At 36.7% G+C, this 26,043-nt stretch carries 23 protein-coding genes; 11 read left to right on the forward strand and 12 right to left on the reverse strand.

Features of this window, described 5'->3' with window-relative positions; genetic code table 11:
• Window positions 1-81: 81 nt before the first annotated feature.
• From EG346_RS14700 to EG346_RS14735, 8 genes are all read left to right on the forward strand, one after another.
• Window positions 82-3,660, forward strand: coding sequence for an RCC1 domain-containing protein (locus EG346_RS14700; protein ID WP_123879559.1), 3,579 nt, complete (start codon window positions 82-84; stop codon window positions 3,658-3,660).
• 141 nt (window positions 3,661-3,801) lie between these two features.
• Entirely contained in the window at window positions 3,802-4,212 is a 411-nt protein-coding gene (locus EG346_RS14705) for a 5-fold beta-flower protein (RefSeq protein ID WP_123879561.1), read from the forward strand.
• Between the two features lie 56 nt (window positions 4,213-4,268).
• The gene (locus EG346_RS14710) at window positions 4,269-4,667 is read left to right on the forward strand and encodes a hypothetical protein (RefSeq protein WP_123879563.1); all 399 of its coding nucleotides are present in this window, start codon (window positions 4,269-4,271) and stop codon (window positions 4,665-4,667) included.
• Between the two features lie 381 nt (window positions 4,668-5,048).
• Window positions 5,049-5,717: a hypothetical protein gene (locus EG346_RS14715; protein WP_123879565.1), complete on the forward strand. Its 669-nt coding sequence runs from the start codon at window positions 5,049-5,051 to the stop codon at window positions 5,715-5,717.
• Window positions 5,718-5,772: 55 nt separating this feature from the next.
• A complete protein-coding gene (locus EG346_RS14720) occupies window positions 5,773-6,321 on the forward strand; it encodes a hypothetical protein (protein WP_123879568.1) in 549 nt (182 codons plus the stop codon).
• A gap of 88 nt (window positions 6,322-6,409) precedes the next feature.
• The gene (locus EG346_RS14725) at window positions 6,410-6,982 is read left to right on the forward strand and encodes a hypothetical protein (protein WP_123879570.1); all 573 of its coding nucleotides are present in this window, start codon (window positions 6,410-6,412) and stop codon (window positions 6,980-6,982) included.
• A gap of 135 nt (window positions 6,983-7,117) precedes the next feature.
• On the forward strand, window positions 7,118-7,795 hold the full coding sequence (locus tag EG346_RS14730; RefSeq protein WP_123879572.1) for a hypothetical protein: 678 nt from the start codon (window positions 7,118-7,120) through the stop codon (window positions 7,793-7,795).
• Window positions 7,796-7,877: 82 nt separating this feature from the next.
• The gene (locus tag EG346_RS14735) at window positions 7,878-8,114 is read left to right on the forward strand and encodes a hypothetical protein (RefSeq protein ID WP_123879574.1); all 237 of its coding nucleotides are present in this window, start codon (window positions 7,878-7,880) and stop codon (window positions 8,112-8,114) included.
• 397 nt (window positions 8,115-8,511) lie between these two features.
• Here the strand turns inward: EG346_RS14735 and EG346_RS24840 are convergent, their stop codons facing one another.
• Together EG346_RS24840 and EG346_RS14740 are read right to left on the reverse strand one after the other, a co-directional pair.
• Window positions 8,512-8,676 carry a hypothetical protein gene (locus EG346_RS24840; protein ID WP_164466151.1) on the reverse strand — a complete coding sequence of 55 codons (165 nt, stop codon included), beginning with the start codon at window positions 8,674-8,676 and terminating at the stop codon, window positions 8,512-8,514.
• A 408-nt stretch (window positions 8,677-9,084) separates the two neighbouring features.
• Window positions 9,085-9,636 carry a hypothetical protein gene (locus EG346_RS14740; protein ID WP_123879576.1) on the reverse strand — a complete coding sequence of 184 codons (552 nt, stop codon included), beginning with the start codon at window positions 9,634-9,636 and terminating at the stop codon, window positions 9,085-9,087.
• A gap of 346 nt (window positions 9,637-9,982) precedes the next feature.
• Between EG346_RS14740 and EG346_RS14745 the strand changes: the two genes are divergently transcribed.
• Complete coding sequence (locus EG346_RS14745; RefSeq protein ID WP_123879578.1) at window positions 9,983-10,561, forward strand: sce7726 family protein; 579 nt, start codon at window positions 9,983-9,985, stop codon at window positions 10,559-10,561.
• Here EG346_RS14745 and EG346_RS14750 read toward each other — a convergent pair.
• Complete coding sequence (locus EG346_RS14750) at window positions 10,530-11,582, reverse strand: beta family protein (RefSeq protein ID WP_123879580.1); 1,053 nt, start codon at window positions 11,580-11,582, stop codon at window positions 10,530-10,532. The two genes, EG346_RS14745 and EG346_RS14750, sit on opposite strands and share 32 nt — an antisense overlap.
• A gap of 140 nt (window positions 11,583-11,722) precedes the next feature.
• Between EG346_RS14750 and EG346_RS14755 the strand changes: the two genes are divergently transcribed.
• A complete protein-coding gene (locus EG346_RS14755) occupies window positions 11,723-12,766 on the forward strand; it encodes a ParA family protein (RefSeq protein WP_123879582.1) in 1,044 nt (347 codons plus the stop codon).
• A gap of 131 nt (window positions 12,767-12,897) precedes the next feature.
• On the opposite strand, the gene EG346_RS14760 is transcribed toward EG346_RS14755, so the two are convergent.
• Entirely contained in the window at window positions 12,898-13,140 is a 243-nt protein-coding gene (locus tag EG346_RS14760; RefSeq protein ID WP_123879584.1) for a helix-turn-helix domain-containing protein, read from the reverse strand.
• A 544-nt stretch (window positions 13,141-13,684) separates the two neighbouring features.
• Here EG346_RS14760 and EG346_RS14765 point away from each other — a divergent pair.
• Window positions 13,685-14,209, forward strand: a complete 525-nt coding sequence (locus tag EG346_RS14765; protein ID WP_123879586.1) for a hypothetical protein — start codon at window positions 13,685-13,687, stop codon at window positions 14,207-14,209.
• Window positions 14,210-15,259: 1,050 nt separating this feature from the next.
• Here EG346_RS14765 and EG346_RS14770 read toward each other — a convergent pair.
• From EG346_RS14770 to EG346_RS14805, 8 genes are all read right to left on the reverse strand, one after another.
• Entirely contained in the window at window positions 15,260-16,246 is a 987-nt protein-coding gene (locus EG346_RS14770) for a hypothetical protein (protein WP_123879588.1), read from the reverse strand.
• Complete coding sequence (locus tag EG346_RS14775; RefSeq protein WP_073336070.1) at window positions 16,239-17,828, reverse strand: hypothetical protein; 1,590 nt, start codon at window positions 17,826-17,828, stop codon at window positions 16,239-16,241. Before EG346_RS14775 ends, EG346_RS14770 begins: the two co-directional genes overlap by 8 nt.
• A gap of 119 nt (window positions 17,829-17,947) precedes the next feature.
• Window positions 17,948-18,817, reverse strand: a complete 870-nt coding sequence (locus EG346_RS14780) for a hypothetical protein (protein ID WP_123879590.1) — start codon at window positions 18,815-18,817, stop codon at window positions 17,948-17,950.
• 222 nt (window positions 18,818-19,039) lie between these two features.
• Window positions 19,040-19,651: a hypothetical protein gene (locus tag EG346_RS14785; protein WP_123879592.1), complete on the reverse strand. Its 612-nt coding sequence runs from the start codon at window positions 19,649-19,651 to the stop codon at window positions 19,040-19,042.
• Complete coding sequence (locus EG346_RS14790) at window positions 19,636-21,138, reverse strand: hypothetical protein (protein ID WP_123879594.1); 1,503 nt, start codon at window positions 21,136-21,138, stop codon at window positions 19,636-19,638. The genes EG346_RS14785 and EG346_RS14790 overlap by 16 nt, the downstream gene beginning before the upstream one ends.
• Window positions 21,139-21,158: 20 nt before the next feature.
• Window positions 21,159-21,734 (reverse strand): hypothetical protein, encoded by a 576-nt coding sequence (locus EG346_RS14795; RefSeq protein ID WP_123879596.1) that lies wholly within the window; start codon window positions 21,732-21,734, stop codon window positions 21,159-21,161.
• On the reverse strand, window positions 21,715-23,388 hold the full coding sequence (locus EG346_RS14800) for a PAAR-like protein (protein ID WP_123879598.1): 1,674 nt from the start codon (window positions 23,386-23,388) through the stop codon (window positions 21,715-21,717). The genes EG346_RS14795 and EG346_RS14800 overlap by 20 nt, the downstream gene beginning before the upstream one ends.
• A gap of 92 nt (window positions 23,389-23,480) precedes the next feature.
• Entirely contained in the window at window positions 23,481-25,364 is a 1,884-nt protein-coding gene (locus tag EG346_RS14805; RefSeq protein WP_123879600.1) for a type VI secretion system Vgr family protein, read from the reverse strand.
• Window positions 25,365-26,043 lie beyond the last annotated feature (679 nt).

Here is a 26,043-nt window from a genome sequence, read left to right on the forward strand (position 1 = left end):
TAATGAAATAGCCCCATAGTATTTACTTAAAAATTGAGAACAAAATTGAAAATTAAAAAAATATATTAACATAAAATTAAAATGAGAAGAGTATACTTTTTATTGCTAATTTTCCTTTATAGTATTGTCTCTGCGCAATTTACGTACACGGCGTACAATACTTCAAATTCCGGGATAAGCAGCAATAACATCAGTGATATTAAGATTGATAATACCGGTTTGCTGTGGATAGCCACCAACAATGGAATCTCAACATTCAACGGAACTGTCTTTACCAATTACAACACAGGTAATTCTGGGATTGCATCCAATGCTATCAAAGAAATAGAAATTGATGGTCTAGGGAGAAAATGGATGGCCACCCAGAACAATGGGATTGTCTTATTGAACGGAACGACATGGACGAACTACACCATCGCCAATTCCGGACTGCCCAGCAATGCGATTAAAAATATTGCTGTAGACACGGCCAATAATTTGTGGGTAATCACAACAGATGGGCTTACTAAATTTAATGGAACCACATGGACTACCAATTCCTCGTTTCCCAATATAAACTCCCTGAAGACTGATACTAATGGTGGAGTCTGGGTTACCAATAACGGGGCACTGTACAAATTTGACGGAACCAATTTTAATTTCATCGTACAGGATGCCGAAAAAGTAGTGAAAATTGATGATAATATCGTGTATGTTGACACCAATAGCGGCATGCTTACTTACTCTACTACGGGAACTTTACTCAACACGTATTCTATAGGGAGCTCTTGCGTGGGAAATTCTTCAATAAATACCCTTGATGTGGATAGCAACAATGAAGTATGGATTGGCTATGGAGGAAGCGGATTGCAAAACTTTAGTGATTGCGTTACCTATACCGCAGCCAGTTCCGGCCTTCCCAACAACTCTCTCAACGTTGTGAAAACCCAGAACACCAATACGATCTGGATAGGATATACACAGCAGGGACTTGTGAAAGCGGTTCCTCAAAACGCAACAGGCTGCTGGCAAATGATCAGTGCCGGAGACTATTATTCCGCAGGTATCAAAACAGACGGTACCTTATGGGTATGGGGGAGTAATTCTTCCAGCCAGCTTGGAGACGGAGGAGTTATCCGAAGAAATGCTCCGATGCAGGTTGGAACAGCAAGCAACTGGAAAACAGTAAGTACCGGATATGATCATACAGTGGCCATTAAGACCGATGGAACTTTATGGGCCTGGGGAGCGAACCGATATGGACAGTTGGGAGATAATACGACCATCATGAAGACTACTCCTATCAAAATAGGAACAGCAACCAATTGGAAAGCTGTTAGTGCCGGAGATTCCCATACATTAGCCCTTAAAACAGACGGAACCCTCTGGTCCTGGGGCAGGAATTATGACGGGCAGCTAGGAGATGGATCCAAAATCGATCGATTTATTCCGTTCAAAGTAGGAAACGGTACCAATTGGGATAAAATATCTGCAGGAGACTATTATTCTGTAGGCATCAAAACAGACGGAACCTTATGGACCTGGGGGAGAAATGCCAACGGAGAATTAGGGAATGGAACTAACGTAATTACGATCTATGATGGTTCTCCAAAACAGGTAGGAACTGCTACGAACTGGCTGAAGATATCCGCAGGAGGGAGCCATACATTAGCTCTAAAATCTACCGGAACCCTTTGGGGATGGGGATCCAATGGATCAGGTCAGTTGGGAGACGGAACCACAGTTTCTAAAAAAGTTCCAACCCAAATCGGAACAGGAAGCAATTGGATCCGTATTGCTGCAGCATCAGGAGAATCTGTGGGAATAAGAACAGGAGGAACACTCTGGGGCTGGGGTAGCAATTACTCCGGAATGTTTGGAAGCGGGACAGCGGACATTACATCACCTACACAATTGGGCTCCACTACGGACAATATGATGATTTCCAGCGGATCCTCGCATTTTCTTAACCTTACTTTTTCCGGATCTTTAAGAACTGTAGGAGCCAACACCAATGGTCAGTTAGGTGATGGTACCTTTGTTGAAAAAAATACACTCACATCTATAGCTTGTCCTTCAAACTGTGCTGTTCCAACGCAGCTTTCTGCCACTAATATTACTTCGGGGACGGTTACCCTTAACTGGACGGCACCAACACCGGCACCAGGTAACGGATATCTGTATGCATACAGTACCAACCCAATTGTTGGAGGTATCAATGGAACAACGACTTCTACAACAGTCAATCTGGATAATCTGTTGCCAGGGACTACTTACTATTACTGGGTAGCAGCTCATTGCGCAACGAGCCAGACAAGCTGGATACCGGGTGGTACCTTTACCACACTTTCGGGCGGTACAGGCTGCTGGAATATTATAAGTTCAGGAAATGACTATACTTTAGCAACGAAAACAGACGGAACATTATGGGGATGGGGAATTAATGAAGACGGACAATTGGGCGATGGGACGACGACCAATAGAGCGACTCCAACACCTATAGCCATTTCAGGGATCTGGAAAATAGCTACCGCATATAATCATACAGTGGTTATTAAAACAGACGGAACGCTATGGGCCTGGGGTAATAACCAATTCGGACAAGTAGGAGACGGAACTACCAACAACAGAACAACTCCGTTGAAAATAGGATCTGCAAACGACTGGGTAAGTGTTGCCGTTGGAGATTATTTTACGTTAGCCCTAAAAGCCAATGGAACATTATGGGCCTGGGGACATAATTACTATGGTAATTACGGAGACGGAAGTACCTACAGCAGAACTGTACCCACACAGGTAGGAACTGCCGCTGACTGGCGAAGTATTGCTGCCGGAGACGATCATGCTTTAGGAATAAAAACAGACGGAACCCTGTGGGCATGGGGTAAGAATTATGACGGACAATTAGGAAACGAAAATACAACCAGTAAAACAACGCCTGTAAGAATAACAATGGCGACAAACTGGAAAAGTGTTGATGCTGCCGGAGATCACTCTATGGCTATGAAAACAGATGGAACTATTTGGACCTGGGGCGATAATTTATCCGGGCAACTGGGTGACGGATCTAGAAGTTCCAGAACATCGCCAGGTCAGGTAGGAACAGCCACCGATTGGAAAAGTTTTGATACGGGGCGTTTTAATGGGATAGCCATCAAAACAGACGGAACCCTGTGGTCCTGGGGAAGTAATGAGGGAGGAGAAATAGGAGACGGTACAGGCATATCGAGACTATCCCCCGTGCTTATTGGGACAGCTACCGACAGAAAAACGGCAGTAGCAGGAAGTAATAATTTATTCGTTATCAGTAACAGCGGATTTTTATCAGGGAGCGGCGATAATAGAAAGAGCCAGCTCGGAGATGGGACCCTTATCCAAAGAAGAATCTTTAGTCCTATTGGCTGTGCGTCAGGTGCTGTTTTAAGAACTGATGAGGTTTCAACACAGAAAGATCTGCTGAAAGTATTCCCGAATCCTGTGAATGATATCCTAACGGTTTCTTTTGACCAAAAGATACTTTCCGTTACGCTTTACAATATGGCAGGACAACAGGTACTTACTAAAGATATCAATGATACGAAAGGAACTATTGATGTTTCCTCATTCGTTTCAGGAGTTTATCTGGTGAAAGTAAATGCAGTGAACGGCTTTGCAAAAACTGTAAAAGTGATCAAACGATAAACATGATCAATGATCGTGCGGAAGCAGGATCTATAAAAAATAGCGCCACTTATTTGTAAGTGGCGCTGTTTTTTTAAAACGAATCGTTATTTTTAAAACATCAAAAAAATTAAAATAATAACTCATTAAAATTTTAAAACCATGAAAAAATTAGGAATTATTGGTTTTTTTCTCTTCAGTCTTTCGATAATAAGTGCACAGACCATAGAATCGGGAAACCGAAGCACAACAGGCTACATCAAATCAGACGGAACCATTGAAAACAGCAGCCGTTCCACGGTCGGGTACATCAAGTCAGACGGAACCATCGAGAATAAAAGCCGCTCGACCATCGGTTATATCAAAAGTGACGGAACCATAGAAAACAAAAGCCGTTCTACGGTAGGTTACGTTAAAAAAGACGGGACTATAGAAAACAACAGCCGTTCAACCATTGGTTACATCAAAGACGATGGAACTGTTGAAAACAGCAGTCGCAGCACGATTGGCTATGCCAGAGGAATTAAAAAAGAGTGGGCAGCGGTCGTGTATTTCTTTTTTAAGTTAGATTAGTCATCGATTAAAGAACTGCCTTAAAACCTCTATTGAAAGATTATAAATACTAAAAGATGAAACTGAATATTTCTTACCATCTTGAAGAAAACCGCTTGACACTGCCTATAGAAATCACTAACGATACCGATAAGGACCAGACCTTTTACTTTTATAATGGCACAGGCGCGTTGGCCAGGAACGGAATAAGACTTTTTAATACAAGGGATGAACAGATAGAGCCTTATGAAAGAACTTTTATATCGCCTATATATACGGGTGATAAGGTACGCGCTGACCTGTTGGCTCCCAATGAAACCGGACAGTTTGAATTACAAGGTAAGATTATAGAAGAAGACGGGGAGCTGCTTTTATCTTTCAAAGGAATCTCATTCAGGATCGTAAGGAATGAAATATTTTATCTCATGTTTAATTTTTTAGGGGGAACATCTAATTTGCTGGAAGTCGTGGTTTAAGCTGAATCATTCACAAAGCTGTTTAGGCTATTTTATATATACTTTCAATCGAAGATTTAACGAAATTAAAAGTCACAAAAGCTTTTTTAAACACTTAAGTTATTTTAAGTTTCAAACTTTGCGAATATCAAGTACACCTAAGTTGTAGAAAAATCTTTGATTTTTTTCTCAAGTGAACTTATTGATCAAAGAAGATATTAACCTTTCTCAAGTGTACTCAAGTGTTTTAAAATAACAGGTTGCATGAACTTCATTGGGTTTGAAGAATTGCTGATCTGCAAAAGATTATACAAGTGCCCTGCCAAAAAGAAAAATTGTATTTTTAAAATATTGAAATGAATAATTCCTTTATTGTTCAACCCCATCATAAAAGCTGATAAAATGAATAACGAACTCCATAAACTCCTTTACTACTACAATGAGGAAGGATATGAAGGATACGATTTAAATGAAGTACAACTCCTTGAAAAAAAAGATTCTGACAGGATTGAAAAATTAAAACTGCTTCTTCACCATGAAGACCGGTATATTGCTTATCATGCCATGCTTATTTTACTTGCATGGTCTATACCGGAAGGGTTTGAACTCCTTGATCGGTTCATTACTGAAAAATGGGAAGAAAAAGAGAGCTTTGAACCTCACAGACTCCATGGTGAAGATAATGTCTATGATGTCATCACCAATGCATTGTACATTGCAACGTTCAATGGAAAAACCGAACAGGAATTATATCCTTTTATCAAAGATTTTTTACATCGGTATGGTGACTGCTTGTTTGAATCTAACCTGAAGGATTTTCTCTTAAAGAAAGATTGCGGGCCGCTTTTGAAGGAAATGGAACAGGCGATGCAAAAGGCTTTGGAAAACAAACGGTATTACCAGGCCAGTCAGTTATTTCCTGTACTTGTTCATTATGACAAAAAAACATGGAGAAAATACCTGGATACTTTTCGGTCTTTGATCAGTCAGGATAACAGGATTACGTACAATATACAGGAAGCAGAAAAAACAGCTGATAATCTTCTAAAAGACGATGAACCTCTGTCATAAAATGCATGATCATTCAATTTTTAAATGAGAGTATTTAAAATTAACAAAATAACGAATGGAACCCATACAAGAACTAAAACAATCCAACGCAATATTGCAGTCAGCTTTAAACGATATTCGAGAAAAAATAATTGCTGAGTTGGTGAATGTCCTCAGTGGAAAAGCTGTTGTGATGCTTCCCAATTTTAGCAAAGAGGATATTGCTGTACATAATTTTGAATACCGTCACGAGTGGTTTACCATGGTGTTTTTTGCCTCCAATTCAGCTGGTTTTACCATGACGGAAAAAAACGATTTCTTAAGAAGTGAGTTGAATAATTATTTTTCAAAATCAGAAGTATTAATGGACACGGTGAGTGATCTTGAGGATGACTTTGAGGATGAGGAAAAATGGGAAGAAATGATGGAAGAATACGAGCAGGAAAAGTATGAGATTTTTGACGATTGGTTTACCTCCTGCTGGGAAGAAGCTCAAAAAATTACAGGCAACACGATACCCACTTATTTTTCAATTGAGGAAATGGATTCCGGAATAGAATTGATGTCTTCAGACAGCGTTGAAATCAACAAAAATCAAATTAACATAAGACGGTATACTCATTAGTGAAGAATTCCCTTCCATCAGGAGCTATCAGGCAGATGAAACCTGAGAATTGTTCAGAACTACAGTTAAATCATAAAAAAAACAGAAAATGATAGTAGAAGGTTTTAACACAGAAGGGGTGTTGATGATGGTCAATATTTCAAAATGTAAGCAATATTATGCAGACCAAGCTTTTAATTACGATTATCCGGAAGGCTTGGCAGATTTAATAACAAAAGGAATCGTTCACATCATAACAACCGATGAAGGCATTGAGACCATAATATGGGAGTTTGATCCGTCGAGAATTAATTTGGATGAATGGGAATATAAAGGTTCCTATAACTATTTGGATGTAGCGGAAGGAGATGAGGTACGATTAGTATCGCATGCCGACTTTACACAGATGTGCGATCATCATAATGGAGATTTGGAGGCCCAGATTGAAAGTTCATTGTTCATCAGAAATATTCTGAATCGGGACCACCCAAAAGATAAAGAAACCATTTTGAAAGAAGAATGCCCGAAGATAGATCTGCCGCCAGGAAAATGGATGGTAAATGTTTATATAAGCAAAGATACTGGTGATTACTGGTATCCTGAGTTTACCTTTCACTTTGAAAAAACAGATCTTGTCGATTGGGAAAAAATCACCCTTAAACCTCTTGAGTTTTTTGAATAATGATAATAAAAAACCAATTTAAACTAAGCCTTTTTATTTTTTTAAACGTTGATCAATCAGGATAACAGAGTGGCTTACCATATACAGGGAGCAGAAAAAAGGCGAATCCAATTGAGCTCCCCAAACAAAGTTTCAATGAATGAGAACAGACAGATGTATACATATTTAGAAAACCGATTAACTAAAAAATACTATCGTGAAATTGTTGAAAAAGCTTTAGCACAGGCAAAGGAAGAATATGAGCAATTTCCCAATGATCGCATGAATATTTCTTTTTATCATCAACTGCTGGACATAAAAAAAACAGTCATTGATGATCAGGAAGTGTATACGGAAGATGAAGCGTATCAAAAATATCCCATGGCGTTAATGGTTGTAAGGAATTTTCTCGGTGAAGAAGCTGATACGGAGTATGCAAAGATGCTGCAAGATATCGTTTGGGGTATATCATTATATCCTGCTATGATTGAAAACATTGAAATGATCAGGCGGAAATTATTTGACGGTGATGAAGAAAAAGCTCTCAAACATGTTTTTGCAATTGAAAATCAAGCGTTCAAACTGATGGATTTTTATAACAATCCATTGAGAGCATTAAAAAAACAAATAAGGGATCAAAGTTTTGATATCATAATAAAAGAAAGTCAATTCAGTCTCGTTAATAGTTTTGTGGAGAAGTATCTCTCTGAAAATGGATTAGAAATTCATTATGTAAAGAGAAATGAGGCGATCTACCTGTTTTCCTACGGAGAATATCAGCCGGGGAGGCATCTGCTGTTTTTAGAAGGGATCTGTCATTACACGGCGTCATAAAAAACAGGATTGGATGAATAAGAAAGTATAGATTCATCCGGGAGAAATAAAAAAGGAGGGATCTTAAAAATCAACTGAAACAATGAACGAAAAGAAAGTATCCGAACAAAAAGAATGGGAATATTCTGTTTTTGAAGAGGGCCGGAAGATTACCCTATCAGTTCCCATTCCCAGCCCGGCCCCAGGATTCGATGTTGTGTACACCTTGAACGAATCTGAGAAGGAACACTATGAGCATACAGGAATTAAAGCCCTTGAAGACAGGATAGAAGATATGAAAGTGAACTTTTACAACTATGAAATGAATTCCTGGAGGTAATTTTTTTAATAATGTTAATTACTGTAAAAAACGGGAAACATCAAAAACGTGTCCTTGCTGCGAAGGAAATAATTGAAAAACTACTTGTTTTTCCAGATTCTTATGAAATAAAAATAACCCCTGATAATTCAGGGGCTTTGCTTTATTTTATCAGCATAATCATATGCCCGTTGGCGCTATCTCTAATCATTATTTTGTTATCATCGCTGAAGAAATGCGTTATGATTGTCGATTGAGATATTGAGGATCCTGTCAGCATATCCAGCTTATTGCCGGTATGTCCTTCAGTTCGGATGTATTTTTCTTTTAAGACTTCCGGTTTAGTATTTTCGGGTTTCTTCTCTTTCCACGAAATAATAGACCATTTTTTGAAGGTATCAATTCAATCAATTTAGATTTAAGATTCCTCAGTTTTTGGCTTAAAGTTTCTCCCGACCCCCTGTCTCAGAAAGGTAATTTTCCCCTGTGTTTGCTTGGCTTTTTCAAGAACTTCCAACGCTCTTGTTCGTTCGTTCATTCTGCCTGCATGGGTTATACTCCCTTGATTTTCAATTTTTTTCATGCTACAAGATAGTGAAAATAATTGACAAAAGCAAATAGGGGACACTCCCAAAGATTCCGGGCGGTGATTTTTTGTGGGTCGCCGTAATTAATTTTAATCAAGGTTATTGATGATCAATTTAATATTTCCTCGCTATCGCACGATTATATCGTGTGGCTTTGGTTTTTAGATTATATTATCATAATGTTTAATTTATAATACTAAACACTACACGAAGGATTCGTGCAGTAGCGGGGAGTCTTTTCCCTATGATAAGAAGTAGCTAAGACAGTGGAGTAGTCGGGTTTTTGTAATAGGTGATGGTTTGGAAAGCACATTTTTCCCAATATTGTGTTGCAATGTCTTGAAATACAATCTCCAAAGTCAGGAGAATTCAGAGATTATATGGATGTTTTTTAAATAATACAGCTACTTTTTGGGTGCATTAAATATGGAATAATATAAAAAAACAGGAAACTTCTCAAACGTTGCTGTTTTACCAAGTGTATATTCATCAGGACCGAATGCCTGGGAGAAATCAAGAATGGTAGAGGTTTTTGCCGGAGATACCGCGATCATTTTTATGAAGCTGGTCGCTGATGCTTCTGTTTCGTAGGTGAATAAAAGAGTTTTACGATCCAAACTGTATATTTTATAATGATAGATTCGTGCTTTTAGCTTGGTATCAACGCCTGTACCATCCAGTTTGGCTTTGTACATTAATTTTTTGGTACCGTCTTCCGTAATGTATACATCTGCATTTTTATAGCTGGCATCATAGGTAAAGGTAACCCGATCGTTGGTCTTATAATAATAGCTTATGGCTTTCTCGCCTCCGGCCATCACCTGAACTTCAGCATCTTTAGGCATTTCCATAGGCCCACGTTGTGACGGAGCTGCCGGTTTCTTTTTTTGTGCGGTTACATTCACTGTCGAGAACAGCATGACAATAGCGGCTAATACTAATTTTGAGTTTTTCATGGTTTTTTTTGCAATGTTAAAGAAAATTATGGTTGTAAAAAAAACTTACATGATTTTTTTATAGGATGGTTCTGGCTATTGGATATACAGTTGAGCAGTACAATAGAATTTGTTGTAATGGGAAGGAAAAAACGGGAGATCGTGAAATGAAAACTTCTGATAATGCTCCGTTGGCGAAAGCATTTTGGTTGTCTCCAAAAAGTATAAACGAATGCGAGCAGAGGCTCGCACCAGCATGGGAATTTATAATGCTAAAAACCATACGAAGGGATTCGTGCGGTGGGGTGATTTGGTTAGAATATTATTGTTGCATTTTTGCAACTTATTACAGTATATTTGTTTAATCATGAACGATCTTAAAATAAGAACAGCCATAAAGGAAATTGAATTTCGTGCTCATTTCGAAGAAATAGATACTAAAGTTATTGACGAAATGGGGCTTAATCTAGGTAGCTCTATAATTGACATTGCTGTTATTAATGGAAGTATGATGGGATATGAAATAAAATCCGATCATGATACTTTAAGGAGACTGGAGAAACAAATTATTGAATATAATAAAGTTTTCGACTTTCTAAATATTGTTACGTCTAAAAAGTATGCTCCAGTAATCAAAGACTATGTGCCAAAGTGGTGGGGAATAATAGAAGTTGAAGAAAAAGGTAATGAGGTAAAAGTTCATCAAAGAAGAAAAGCAAAGCTTAATAAACATATTTCAGGATATTCTTTACTTCAATTGCTTTGGAAGGAAGAACTTTCTGAGATTATAGATGTTTATGGTTTGGATAAAAGAGTAAAAAATAAGCCCAAAAAAGAAATTTGGACTTATATATCTGAAATGTTAGCTTTAGATGTTATAAAAGATACTGTTCGCCAGTATCTTAAATCTCGGACTAGCTGGAAAGCTGATCTACAACTAAAGTAATATGATGATTTGTTCCGATCTGTCTCCATATTGTAGGATTGCCTGGTCCTCCGGTTCTAGTTGACTTATTGTATATTTGCTGATCTCCCCAAGAATATTCTTTGCCACTATAAACTTGTGATGTAACTATATCTGCACATAAATTATAGTATTGATCTGAACCATGCTTTTTAATTGATGCTCCTTTAAAAATATACCAATGATTTTCTCCCGTGTATCTAACCGCGGCACCTATTGTCATTAATCTTGGATCCATTTCTTGAACGTCAGGGTTAGAAATACAATAATCGGAAAATTTAGGCATTCTATTTAATTTTGAACTGTTAGCTTTAAAGTAGTTATAAATTATAACTTCAATTCTTTCAATCTCAGTAACTGAATTAGTTTTGCATCCGCTTAAATTAATTGGAAAGCTTGTTGATGCAAAATAAAAGTCTTTAAAGTCACCTATATTTTGTATAGAATTAACTAGTGCTTTTGAAGACATTTGACCCATTAAACCATTTTCAGGAGACAAATAATTCATATCCAGTAGTAAAACAATATCAGATAAGTCGCTATTTAAAATATTTTTTATCCTATCGATTTCATCGTTAATATCAAAGGCTTCTTGGTCTTCAAAACTAATTCTAATACAAACAAAATTCTGATAAGTTAAATTAGATAATAGCGCATCACTTGCGCTAATATGAATAACAGGAATGGGCAAATATCCTTCTTCAATCAACGCTTCTGCTAAAACATTGATTGTTTTTTTTGTTGCATTATAGTTTTCATCCAAACTATTTGTATCAATTAGAATCTCATTTTTGGGGTCCCAAGAAGATGTAATACTTTTAACCGTTGAGGAAATTTGTTTATCTATAGAAGAAGCCTCTTTTTCGCTCACAAAATCCCAAGGAATTGCGGGGACTTCAATAAGGGGTAAAATAACCGATTGAACATCTTCTGTTAACATTTTTAATGCATCGAATTCTCCTTTTTTGCCTTTCAATATAGGCATGTAAATCTTTTTATCCATAATTAATAGTTAAGAAACAATTATATGAATAATATTTTAGTTTAATTTACGGTTTTCCGTAATAATCAATATCTTACAGGTCATACTCATTATTAGAATTTAATATTTCGTACATTTGGGAAATAAAAAAACTAATACACATGGCAAAAAAAATTGCAATGTTCAACCACAAAGGGGGTGTGAGCAAAACAACAACAACTTTTAATCTAGGATGGAAGTTATCTGAGTTAGGTTATAAAGTTTTAATAGTTGATACTGATCCACAGTGTAACTTAACAGGGCTTTGTTTGAGCCTAACAAATGATGCAAATTTTGAAGAGTTTTATCAACAAAGTGGGATATCGAATTTGAAGAGTGCATTAGATCCTATCTTTAGCGGTAATTTGCAGCCTTTACTGCCCGCAACCTGCTATGAATTTCCAAATAGAGATGGGTTATACTTGTTACCTGGGCATATTAATGTTTCAGATTTTGATGTGACAATAAGTATTGCACAAGAATTAACAGGTAGTTTACGACTAGTACAAAATGTCCCAGGAGCAATTAATGAATTACTTCGCTTAACTACTGAACGATATGAGTTTGATTATATCTTAATTGATATGAGTCCTAGTGTTAGTGCCACAAACGCTAATCTTTTAATGTTAAGTGATTATTTTATGATTCCTTGTAGTCCAGATTATTTTTGTAATATGGCAATAAGTTCCTTAACAGAAGTTTTACCTAACTGGAATGCAACTTATCAGACAATCAAAACGCACCCTGCATTTAATGATGCCGTTTATAAATTTCCTAATACTACACCAAAATTTATTGGAACTATTCAACAACGATATCGACCACGAAATGGGGAACCCGCAAGATCTTTCCAAAGTTGGATAAATATTATAAACAACAATGTAATCAACAGATTGGTTCCAGCATTAAGAGCTAATAATATGATAATTGAAGAGGAAAGATTTACGGAATTAGTTTTACCAGAAGAACCATACAACCTAATAAATATTGCTGACTTTAATAGTTTAATCGCTCAAAGTCAACAACATAATACTCCAATATTTAGACTAACTAATCAACAGATTAATCAAGCGGGACAGGTTTTGGACAATATGGTAATTTCTAGAGATGGATTTAACAAAACATTTACTACTTTTGCAAACGCTGTAGTAGCAATTACGAATTAAGATCAAATATACAAGACGACATTGTGATCGTTTTGTATATTTTTATTCAATAATTAATCTATTTTATGGTTATACAATTTGATTATAACTGTCAGATTAATTATTGAATAATTATAATAATAAAATATTTTTTAACTTTTATCTGTTTCAAAATCGAATAATTGTTTAGGTTGAATATCCAAACCTTTTGCAAGCTCAAGTATTGTAGATATTTGAATATTTCTTAATCCTTTCTCAATCTTACTAATGTCACTATAATCAATGTCGCAATTTTGTGATAATTGTCTGAGACTTAATTTTTTTTCATTTCTTAATGTCTCGATTCTCTTCCCAAAACTTTTTAGAAACTCGATTTTTTCAGGTGTTAAAGTCATGTAAATATTAAATAGATAGCAATTTCAATAGAAACGTATAAAAAATAGTGGGTATAATTACCCACTTTAAATCTTTTTTATTACATTTGTAAAATAAGTTACAATAAAAGTAACTTTGCGATACTTCAAAGAATATTAGAAGCTATTGCTTAGAATCTCATTCTGAAAACTGGTAATTTTTAACACACGAGATGATAAGCAGGAAGCTCACGACCTAGGCGTGGGCTCTCTTATCTGTGTGTAAGGTATACCAGTACCTCAGAATGGATATTGTAGAGTCCCATGCCGTTTTTATTTTCATGCTGTTCTGCGTTTCTACAATCATCTTTTTCTAAGCCAGCTTTACCAGATAAAGTATCATGATCTGTTACAATGGGGTGTACAACCTATTGCGGCTTTCGGGCTTTCAGAAAAACACAAATTCTATCATATTATCCTTGGTTGGTATGGGCAGGAAGTTCAGGCATTGGTGGGACTTCCTCCTTTACAGCCAGCAAATTAAAAAAACACACATTTATTTTTTCACCTATTAAAAAATACACCTATGAAAAAGAACAGAACAGACTTCGAAACCCGTCTTTGGGCCGTTCGCAGAAAGCACTCCGGAGTACAGTTCATGGAGACCTTTTTTCAGTTCAATGACCTGGCTGCCTCTAAAAAGAGATTAACCAGCATTATGAATTACGCGGTAAAAAGGGATAGCTGGATCAAAGAAGATCCGTCTGTGATCTTTCAGTTTCGGCAGGCTATACAGTCGTTTATCCGGGCAGGGTATCTCATTACACTGAAGGAAAAGAAATGGGCAGCCAATACTCAGTTGGAAGATGTCTCTCCATTGGCTCTTGGATTGCTTTCGGAGAAAGAATACCAAAATCCTCTGTTGGTCTTTAAAAAAGCATTCAGAGAATACAGCGTACAGGAATTTGATTATTTTATGTCCGGAATGGTGTACTTTTCAATGGGCGTCTACGATAATCTGCCGGAGAGGAATATCATCAGTCCATACATTCATCTGACTAAAATGCTGGATGCAGCACACCTTATTTTGGAAAGGAGAGGGAAGAAGTAAACTAACGAATAGAATTTCATTAACGCAAAGGTTGACTATAATCATGCATAGAGTAGGAGGCAAAGAAGAAATCAATTCTTAATTGATTCGATGAAGCGATCGTTTTATCAGGCTGCTTCATCAGCGGTGAAGCCGCCACCTTTGCTTCCCTAAAATCTTCAGTGTCTTATAAAACCTTTGCGTTAAAAAAATCTTTAGTTGATCTGATAAAATCGAATACGATTTATTCCCTAATAAATACCTAGCTGAAAATCTTTGATTTTTTTGCGCCTTAAACTATCTATACAGCTTGAAAAACCTTGCGTCTTTGCGATGTTCCAACAAAGTAATAGGCACAAGTTTTATGATAATAGAAATTTCATTAACGCAAAGGTTTACTATCATAATGCATAGAATGGGAGGCAAAGAGGAAATCAATCCATGATTGATTTGATGAAGCGATCGTTTTATCTGTCCGCTTCATCAGCGGAGCATCCGCCACCTTTGCTTCCCTAAAATCTTGAGTGTCTTATAAGAACTTTGCATTAAAAAAAGCTTTAGTTGATCTGATAAAATCGATTATGGTTTATTCCCTAATAAATACCTAGCTTAAAATCTTTGATTTTCTTGCGCCTTAAACTATCTATACAGCTTGAAAAACCTTGCGTCTTTGCGATGTTCCAACAAAGTAATAGGCATAAGTTTTATGATAATAGAAATTTCATTAACGCAAAGGTTTACTATCATAATGCATAGAATAGGAGGCAAAGAGGAAATCAATCCATGATTGATTTGATGAAGCGATCGTTTTATCTGTCCGCTTCATCAGCGGAGCATCCGCCACCTTTGCTTCCCTAAAATCTTCAGTGTCTTATAAGAACTTTGCGTTAAAAAAAGCTTGAGCTTATATGATAGAATCGAATACGATTTATTCCTTAATAAATACCTAGCTTAAAATCTTTGATTTTCTTGCGCCTTAAATATCTATACAGCTTGAAAAACCTTGCGCCTTTGCGATATTCCAACAAAGTAATAGGCATACGTTTATCAGACTGTTAAAGTTCTGGAATGTTAATGAAATTCACGCTTTTCTAATGCGCCTTCCCGATACGTTTCTGTATAGATCAATGATCCTTTCTTTCGGGTATTCAGCAGAGGTTCCCCTGTTTTTTCATTATATTGTTGCAGTAATTTGTGAAATTTCCATGTTCCAGTGGGTAAACCTTTTTTATATTCTGCTTCCAGATACGTATACGAATCGGTAAATTCCGGATATTTTTGTGCATCCAGAGATCCGTTGGGTTGGGTTTCGATCCATTTTCCTTCTTTATGGTGATTTTTCACCAGACCTTTTTCTTCATCATTTTTAAAGGAACCATCCTTATCAAAGTATCGGGCAAATTTTCCGGAGGGCAGAATCTGGTATTTTTTTAATGGTTTTAATTGAAAAGGATTTTCAGTCAGCTCATAATCCTGCAGAGCAATGATCTTATTTTCATCAATATTGAATAGAGTATAGTTGGCAAATCCCATTTCTCCCTGATGGTTAAGATAGATTCTCTTCATATCGATCAGCTTACCGTCTTTCGTTGAAACCAAATATATTTTTTCGATAAACGGTTCGGCGTAACGGACGGTATTATAGACCGCCATAAAGTACACTGAATAGTCTCCGTTACACAGAAAGCGAGAGGCTGTTTTAATAGGATCATTTTTTTCATTGACACTCGTACTGAAGGGCAGAAGAACATCGTACGCTTCAGGAAGCCATACAAGATCTTTCCGGATTAATTTTTCAAATTGTAATCCATGGATTTCCTTTAATTTATTTTCATCCTGTATCGCAGACAGAACTGAGTCAACAGTTTTTCGTTTTGAAAGATCTGAATACCCGAATGGCAGACTGATACAATCCGCTTTATTGGTGTTAAATAAAACTGATCCTTTATCCGTTGAATGGGGTTCTTTATTGGTTACCTTATTTTCTGTCTGCGCCTTACTGTAGCAGGAAAAAAGGAAAAACAAAAGGCTGAAGCAAGCGATAGTAATTTTAGGCATAGATATCTGATATTGGGGTGAAACCGTGAACATGCAAATGATTATTATGTCTCGGAGTGGCGGTATGCGTGGTGTGAGGTAATCTTGTACTCGCATTGTCTTCCGCACTGGTATTGGAAGTATTGGAAAAATTCTCTGATCGCCCGGATTCGAATCCAAACTCAAAAAGAATATTCCGAAGAATAACCTGATTGTCATAATCAAAATTGGCAGCCGTAAGGATGGTATTGACTCCATTTTGCAGAGTCGTCAATAAATTCAAGTCTCCCGCTTCTCCGTTCACATGTTCTGCACTGGGATAGCACGAAGCATCAGAATAAGAAAAGCCCTGAGATACGATATAATGATCGTGTCCTTCCTGTCTGAACTGAGCCAATGCCCCTAAGAAACCGGCAAATAAATCCGGCTGAATGCTTCTTCTTCGCGTATGCTGAAATCCATACCGGATGACCACTCCGTTTTGATTGTAATGGAAAGCCTCAAAAATCTGTGGCCCTACGCCCTGGTTTCCTAAAATATCCATATTCACCAAATCTACACTGTCTGTTTGATTGGCGTACCATTTGTCCGTTGCTCCATCACCCAAGGTTCCGTTAGAATATACCAATAACTGATGGGCATCAATCTGTTCTCCGGCAGCCCTGTTTGCGGTGAAATCTATTGTTTCCAAAAGATTTCCTCTTTGGGCCAGCGGTGGAACTGTATTGACTCTTCTTTTTCTGGTAACACTTTCCTTCGTTCTGGCACAGATCCTGTGCTCATTATCGTTTTGGTCGTAATAAAAAAAGATCACCTCTGTAGAATGGGTATTGCGAACTTTCTGAATCCTTCTTCTTCTTTCCGGATTTGGAGTAATCACCCGTAAAGTATTGTAGGTATTACTGCCATGATAAATGGTATATATATTTTTATTGACCACTCTGAATCTCCCCCGGTCATCATTTAAGAAAATACCGGCTCCATTGACTTCTTCCTGCCCATCTCCATACGCACAGGGATTATTGTCTGTTCTTTCTACCGCTACTTCCAGATTAATAGTTTGATCTCCCAGTCTTCTGGTCCAGTCATCAAAAGTAGCTCTTCCATCGGGCCTTAGTTGAAGTTTAATGATTGCCTTATTGATATGATCATTTACATTCGTGTAATGATCATGTCTGCCATTTCTGTTGTTAAGGGCATCAAGATTTCCTACCCGTACGGTAAATAACCTCTGTGCCTCATACCGGTCAGGGGATACAAAACGCATTAACTGTAAGGTATCGGTATTGTCCGTCATGGTATTGGCTGAAGGTCTTATCACCGCATCGATACTCAAGTCGGTCATATTGCTGGTCTCTATGACCAGATACACCGTTTTTCCCAATATGGAATCGTAGGGAATATTTTGATTCTGATCATCTTGCTGTACATGAGCAGAATCAATTTTCGTGAAATTGACTCTTGTCCCATTGTCTGTTGTGGTTTTTTTGGCAAAATAAACCTCAGTAATACGCTGCAATGAATTGTCGGGAGTATCCGGAGCCACTGGGCCGTTTAAAGTTTGGGTTTGCCCGGAATCTGTTATTGTAATACGTGTCGCCATATTATTTTTCTTTTTTTATACGGGAGTTTTTGCTATTTCCTGACGGGAATTATCTGAGGTTTTATTAGGTAGAGGTCAGACATCCGCTGCTCGTGCAGTTCTTCAATCCATCTTATTTTTTATAGTTCTTCATCGCTTATTTCTTTGATATGATAGATGATTTTCTTTTGGTAGTTTTCTCCCAGGGAAAATTCTATCGTAAGTTTATGCTCCAAAACTTCTTTGGTTTTAAAATCCAGTAAAATCTGCCCTTTATATTTGTCCAGCTTCGGAACGTCTGTTTCATGATGATAAGCAATTTCCTTTCTTTTCATTTCCCCATAAAACATTTCCCAGTTTTTATCTGAAGGAATATGACCATTATACTGTAAGAGCATTAATTCATCATCACAACGCATGTCCTCCGGCCGTACCCGCTCTTCTATATCTATTACCGTATGGGGCATAAAATTGCGGTAGCGTACGGTATACTTAGTTGTATTTTCGCGGTCATACCTTCCGTAAAATTGATGGACGATCATTCCAAAATGATTATTTTTTAAAAAATCCTGGCCCACTAAATGTTCCTTTTGGTAAAATTCTTTTAAAAATTGATACGTATCCTCTGCATGTTTTCCCACATAGGATCTGGAGAGTTTTTCTACCGTTTTTTCTACTTTATTCTGAAGAACTGATAATTCCTGTATGTTTTTTAATTTTCCATAGTCGTCCGTTATAAGCACTACCTCATCATTGATTTCTGCAATTCTGGCTAAAAAATCTTTTTCAGAAAGTGAGAGTTCCTTATCTCTGTGCACTCTGTCGAAAATTTCGATATGGTATTCAAATCTTTCTTTTTCTAAAAGCTTCAGCGTAACATGAAAATTTTTGTTGAGCTCGCTTCTGTGCGTTTGTCCGTTGATGGTGGTATATTCATTATAGGAATATCGATAAAATTTCTTTCCTTCGGTAAGGTTCAATTTAATATTGATGGGAAATACGGGCTCCATAATTTTTTACTCATTTTACAATTTGCTGCTGCCAATTAAACCATTGTTTTTACTTAAAAACGACTTTCCCGCCAGAGGAAACCCACTGGTTTTTTTTGTTCCATGATCCGTCACAATCCTGTTGCATCTGTTGAACTATTTTTGCGTTTTTCCTTCTAAAAAGTTTAATTTAACATCTATGAGAAACATTGGTCTATAATTTTTCATTCATTTACCACCTTACTATTGCCATTTAAATTTGGCATTGATTTTCTTTTTCTCCAAACATTCTTTCACACTATACTTTGAGGGGCATAAAAAACAATTTTTATCAGAATTTATAAAATACTTATTCAAGCTAATCTCCCGATCATCATACAAAATATGACTGCCTTCTTTTTCACATATTGAAGTTGCAGGATAATCTACATAGTCATCTTTGGCAATTTTATGATGATTAACTGAAGAACTGATCTTGCTTGTTTTAGTAATTGCAATATTGTTTTTATTTTTTCCAATCCGGAAAATGTATGAATCTGAATTATAGAGACTGTTATATTTGATTACCAAACCGTCTTTCGATTGATCAGATAAAAGCTCATAATCCTCTTGAAGAATGTTCTCATCATTAATATTATTTAGAGAGACAGGTATTTTGAAGGTAAAATTTTTGTCATTTACTTTCATCTTTTTTAAAGTGTAACAGCTGTCACATTTAAAATCAGTAGCCTGATTGATAGACCCTACTTTTTTCTTATTCTGTAAAACCGGAATATCATTATTCAATGGTACACTCTGGCAGCTTTGCAAAGAATAAAAAAGCAAGAAAAACAGGTATATTATTTGTTTACGCATTCTGTATCATATTTAAAAAATTCTCTGGTCCATTTGGTATAACTTTTTCTTTCAGCGATATTAGTTTGTCCTCCATTAATAGCTGTTGTTACTTTTTCAACATTTGAATCCTCCAATCCCTCATCCATGGCATTAATAGTAGCGGTTTTATAAATAGTAGAATACCAGCCGGCAGAATTAAAAGCATGGAATAAATTTTCAGAAATGTTTTTAGCATAAGTTTTCAATCCTTCATAAAAGGCTGCATCGAGACCTTTTTCCTGAGCTTTAGGCCTGTTTTTCACACACTCGCCAACGCTTTCATAGCCCGATCTGAATTTCATATAAGTTTCTGAATGGGTAGTACTATTGACATAGTCATAATAGGCCAGATAATTATAGTCATGGGTTATTTGTTTCATCCCTCTCCCCTGAAAATCGACACCGCCTTTATAGTTATCCGGTACGGAGTCTCTACTTTCAAAAGTATAGGTAAAGCTTATGGTCTCCAGATACATTTGACCTATAAAATGTATTTTTCTTTTACATGTTTTAATTTTGAACTTCTTAAACATCGTGTTCATTTCATCGGTAAATAATTTTATTTTATCTCTGTTTTCAGAGATCTTTCCGCTGGTAATCCCGATGGCTAATATTTTTTCTTTGCCACTAGTAAAAAATGAATCTCTTTTTGACTTGTAATTTTGTTTATCTCTCAAATGATAAATTAAGTCTATCATCTCATCAACGGTGATATCTCTGTTGCAATAACAAGGAGTTCCTGTAATCTCAAACCGTTCGCTATCTTTATTTAAAAACTCATGCGTCTCATCTGGAAATTTCACTTCATCTTCTGTTCCTGTTACTTCAGCTTTGAAATATAAAAAAGCATTTACATTCTCTCTTTTACTAAACTTTTCTATCAATTTTTTCAGATCTGGGTCACTTTTGGGACGCAGTATTATTTCTTTAGCGTATACTAAGGTTCCATTGATACTGAATTCAATTTTGCTTTTCTCTTCCTCCCCATCTAAAAACTTGACAGGGTTTTCATATACGTTTTCCGGATTTGTTAATTTATTTTCATGGATCTCAACAGAGAGTTTTCCAGTGGTTCCCTGACATTCTGCTACAACCCATACTTTCTTTTTAATGATTGTTTTATCGATTCTTTCATAATCAAAAACGGGCTTTCCATCTTTCATTTCCTGTACTTCCTCTTCCCAGGTAATTTTCACTGATTCTTTTGCCTTTAATTGTACAGAATCTTCTTTATCTGCCTTAAGGTTCCTTCTTCCTTTTTTTTCATACTTCTTTTTGACGTCAGATACATTACCTCCGCTTTTTACGGTATATGTTTCTTCCTTCGTTTCCCAAATCATTTTAGGAACCTGCTTCGAAAAATATATTTTCATCACATTCACTTCATGATCCACCTGGTGCGGCATATCATAAACCTTCTGATTGGGATTGGCAGAATAATCATCTTTTTGTTGTTCTTCACTCATGATGTTTTATTTTGAGCTCATTATTGAAAATCACTTAATTTATGATACTTTGTTTGCAAGTCTTTAATAATTTTTGATTTTAATTTTGAGGGTAAGTCTTTTAATGTAATGTTCAGCTTATCATTGAGTTTACATTTACCATCTTCTCCACAATAATATTTTATATGATACAGATAATTTTTACGGTTATAAAATACAATGTAGGAGACTTTTGTGTCGTTGTCCCAATTCCCGCAATAGGTAAAAGGTATTAAGACAGCCTGATGTTTATTTACTGTATAAACAGATATATTATTTGTCTTTAAATTGATTAAACCGGATTGCGCATAGGGGTAATTATAAACTATACTATCGTTGTAATTTTTATTTTTAATAGCGGCGATGATAATGGTTACAGCTCCGTCAAATCTCTCTTTTTCAGAGTTACAGGGATTAATTACTTTTACAGTAAGTTTGTTTGATATGGATCCGTCTTTAAAATTCTTATTGACAAGCAATGAATCCTGATAATACATTTTCAAACTGTCATGAACAGAGTTTTGCCCATAAACTGGAATAAAGAAAAATAATATAAAACTAGTTACTAAGTTTTTCATTTTTTGTATAATAAATTGGTAATTCATCATCTGCATCTTTTTTAGTATATTCTGTGGGATATATGGTAGAAGTTCTTTGTCCAAAAGTTCCTACACAAACTTTGTTTCCCTGATTTCCTCCCAAATAATATATTGTTTTACCGTCATTACTCTTTCCAACAGCCATACTTACGTGATGACCATTTAATAAAACACATATTGAACCTAATAACGGTTGATTACCGGATATAAGTTTTCCCCATATTGGCTCATCAAATTCTTCTTTTGCCAGACCCTTTTTATCTGTTGGATTTTTCTTAAACCCTGCTCTATATCTTGTTTTTTCATGTCCGTATGAATAGGCCCCCGGATCTAGTTGGGCAGAAAATCTACTGTTTGTTAAACACCAACCCACAAATGATGCACACCAGGAACTATTATCGGTATTGGCGCAGGCCGTTGGTTTATTCTGTCGGTTTACGGCATGATATTCATCTATTATTTTTTTACAATGCGTGGCTTCTGAAACGCCCAGTTCCTGTTCTTCACGGGCCTTAACAATCCATGGCTGTTCAAAATATTTTATTTTGAAGTAGTTTCCATTTAAAAAGGTGTTTTTTAAGCTGCCGCTTCCTTCTGTACCCAGATATTCAATTTTTGGTTCATCAGAAGTTACTTCAATATATACCGATGCTTCTTTGTCAGCACTTGCTGCTATCAGTTTTGCTAAATTAAAGGATAAATCATCAGCACGCTGATTGAGCATCAGCTTAATAACTGCTTTATTTTTGAATTGAGCTGAATTTTCGACTGTCGGATCATTTGCAAAATTATCAACCTCTATTTCAAATTCACTTTTTGCTTTTATGCCCGCATATTTTGAAGCATCTGTAACTTTTTCCACATCTTTTAGATCAATTAAACTCACATCAGCATCAACATCTGTTAAGACTTTATTTTTCCCGCTTTTAATCTTGACTTTTATTTTTTTTCCTGAAAGACCTTCAGTCTCAACAATTAAGGCAACCTGATAACTTAGTCCCCGTTCTGATATTTTTTCTGTAGATATTTTAGTTGTTTCTATTTTCTTTTTTACAGAAACTTTTTTACCCAGTTTTTTGTTGTACACTTCCTCTTCCTTTTCAACAGGAGCACCTTTTTCTGAAATCCATTTAACGAAATAGGCATCAATAATTTTAGGAGTTTCATCATTTTGAATCTCACTTTTTATACTTTCCACTTGTGGAACCGGTTTTGGAGAAGCAGCATTAAACTCAGGATTGCAAGTAATAAAAGACTCTTTTACCAAAACTTTTTGTGCCTGTACAGTAGAGGTTCCCAGGTTTTGCCATGGACTTAATTTTATAACGCTCATACAGGGAGGAGGAGACATGTTTTTGGCAGGCCATTTGGGGTGTCCACAAGTTCCTTTAAATTGAAGGTTTATCATGTTGTTTCCATCGCCATCTGTAGCCCATAACTGATCCTGTAGCTTTATTTCGTTAGAGGTAACTTTTAGATCTCCGGGTGCCTGAGCATAGGGACATTTTAATTTTGCTCCATGCATTACCATTTCTCTTTTTTCTAAAGGAGAATCTTCGTTAGCTTTTTTTTGTTTTTCTGCTCTTTTTTCAGAAAGCTTACGATCATGCGCTGAAGTATTCTGATCTTCCATGTGTTACTATTTTGGATTGCATTCAATTGTTGAGGCCGTAGTTATATTCTCTGGCAACCAATGAAAATTTACTTTCATCGTCCGCCATGCATTTAGCCTTTACTTACTTTTACGTCTTTTCCTCCCTGGAATACGGCTAATGATGATCCTCTCAGTTTTAAATCGCCCTTAGAAGTCTGTATATCGGCTTCTCCGGAAATACTTTTAAAGGTATTGCCTGTGCTTTCGGTTTGATCTTTCTTAACGGTTACACTTTTATTTTCAGAGGTTTGGGTGTATCTCTTTGTAATGGATTCGGTATGGTCATTTCCAATATTCAGGGTGCTGTCCTGTCCGATCTTAGTTATCATATTCCTTCCCACTGAAATCTTCATATCTTCTCCTGCTGTAAAAGTCATGTTCTTCGGTGCAGTAACATGAATGTTACCCTGACCATCCATAAAATAAGTATTTCCGCTTGGATCTTTAATGGTGACACTTTTTTCTGCATCATTCATTAGCACCATAATACCGCTTCTCGTCTGTATGGATTTCAAATGATTGTCCACACCACCGCCCAGGCCTACCTTCCCGTGAAACATTCCGCCCATCGCAAATGGAAAATCAGGGTTGTGGTATTCAAATCCCACCATCACCTGATCGCCAATCTCCGGAATGGCTACAAAACCTCTGTTTTGGGTGATGGCATCTGTTCCTCCTGCATCCGGGCTCATCACTCTTATAAAATGGGTCGTATCATTCACCTGCCAGTCAAACCGGACCTGGATTCTGCCCTGATTCAATGGATCTACATTGGATATTACGGTGGCTACCTGCGGTTCTCCTTTAGGCATTTCAAAATCAGGTTTTGGCATAAAACCGGTTCCTTCAGCGATGGCTTCAAAGCTTCCTGTATAATATCCTCTTGCATCCACTTCGTGACTTACCTCCGTAACCATAAGGGTTGTAAAATGCGAAGTGTCATTGCTGTCCGTCTTTCTCATGGCCAGATCTGCAACACATCCAATGTAGAGGAATGGTACTGTTGTATGTCCTGAAACGGTAAAGACCTCTACGGCTTTACTTCCTCTTGCACTCTTCTGGGAATCATCCACATCACGAAACATATTGGCATTGATGGGAGTAGGAGTCAGTGACCGGGTTGTAAAAATACTGTCATTAAGGTCATAAGCTTTGGAAGACAATTCTCCCAAATGTTGTATACGGTCATCCACACCCACCATTTTAGTATGGCTGCTGCTGTTATAGCCGAAATATTCCGGCTTGGTGTGAACGGCTTTCAGTTCTACATTCACATCATTCACATTGCTTCCATACACCAGCTGGATCGGTTTTTCAGAAGAGGGAAGTTTTCCGAAATGTAGAATTTCACCATCATAATAAAACTGCTCTCCATAGGCTTCTGCAATCCTTGTAAGGTAATTGTAATGGGTTTCGTTGTATTGTGAACTGTAGCTGATATAACTTTTGTTCTGCGTATCTATCCTGAAATCAAATTTGTTTGATCCCAGAGTCTCCTTGATGATCCTGTTCGCAATAATATTGGTATTCACCATTTGGTCTCCCCCGAAACTTTGGGTATGGGGAGCTGAATCCATGAGAATAGTGGGGCTTTTTCCTTTTAAGATAATATTTCCCAGACTCATTTTTTCCTGACTGAAGGCAACTTTGGTAATAAGACCCACAAATGTTCTTTCGGGGCTTTCACTTTCAGCATCTTTATATTTAAAAACAATGGTGATTCTTTTTCCCAAAAACTTTTGCGCCTGTTCAAGGTTGTGATTTTGTACTTCGCCTAAAGAATCATGCGCCAATATCAGTTCAAAATCATGGTGCTTTCTTGCACTTTGTTGTAAACGAAAGTGTTTAAAGTGATTGATAGCCTTGCCCTCAACCACAATTTCCAGTTTTACCACACGGTTGATACCCGAAATATGGTTTTCTGAAACTTTCTCAGAATTTGAGGTGTTTTTCATAATATATTGTGCGTTTTATTTGGTATTATGTCACCGAATTTAGATAAAAAATAGATTGCGAACCGTACTTTTTCATTAAATCTGTAAAATTGTAGTAAAACTACGATTGACTGAAAATCCTGCTCCAAGTCGCTTTGGAATAAGGATTTAAAAAATAAATCGAGATTAAGTTTGATTAATGCTCTTGGGAGCTGGCTTCTGATGCCGTTTAAGAGTAAGTCTTCAGGTTCACAAAAGAATAGGCCTCCGGTTTATTTCACAAAAAAGCCCGCCAATAAGATAATATTTTGCGGGCGATGTATTATTTTTCCTTTGAACCGGATTGTATTTTAAACCGGATCGGGATATAGGGGAGGGCAACTGTTACGGTAATCACATCTCCTATCAAAAAGTTCGCATTGTCTTGGAGTACACATTGGTTGAGACAGAATAGGACCATCTCCGCCAAGAATTTTTTTCAGATCTCCTTTGGTGAGCTTTCGTGGTAAGTTTTTTAGATTTTTCATAAAATAAGGTGTTTGGTTTTAAAATATTTTGGTAAAAAATGGATAGACAAGATACACAAATAAATGATGTGAAAATGTGATTTGGAGAAGATAGTTCTTAATAAACACTGTGTAATCAGTTTCTTAGGGTAGTGAGATGAATTAAAGTATCTAGAATTTACAAAGATTCCCAA

Source organism: Chryseobacterium carnipullorum (genome assembly GCF_003815695.1).
In the GTDB taxonomy this organism is placed as follows: domain Bacteria; phylum Bacteroidota; class Bacteroidia; order Flavobacteriales; family Weeksellaceae; genus Chryseobacterium; species Chryseobacterium carnipullorum.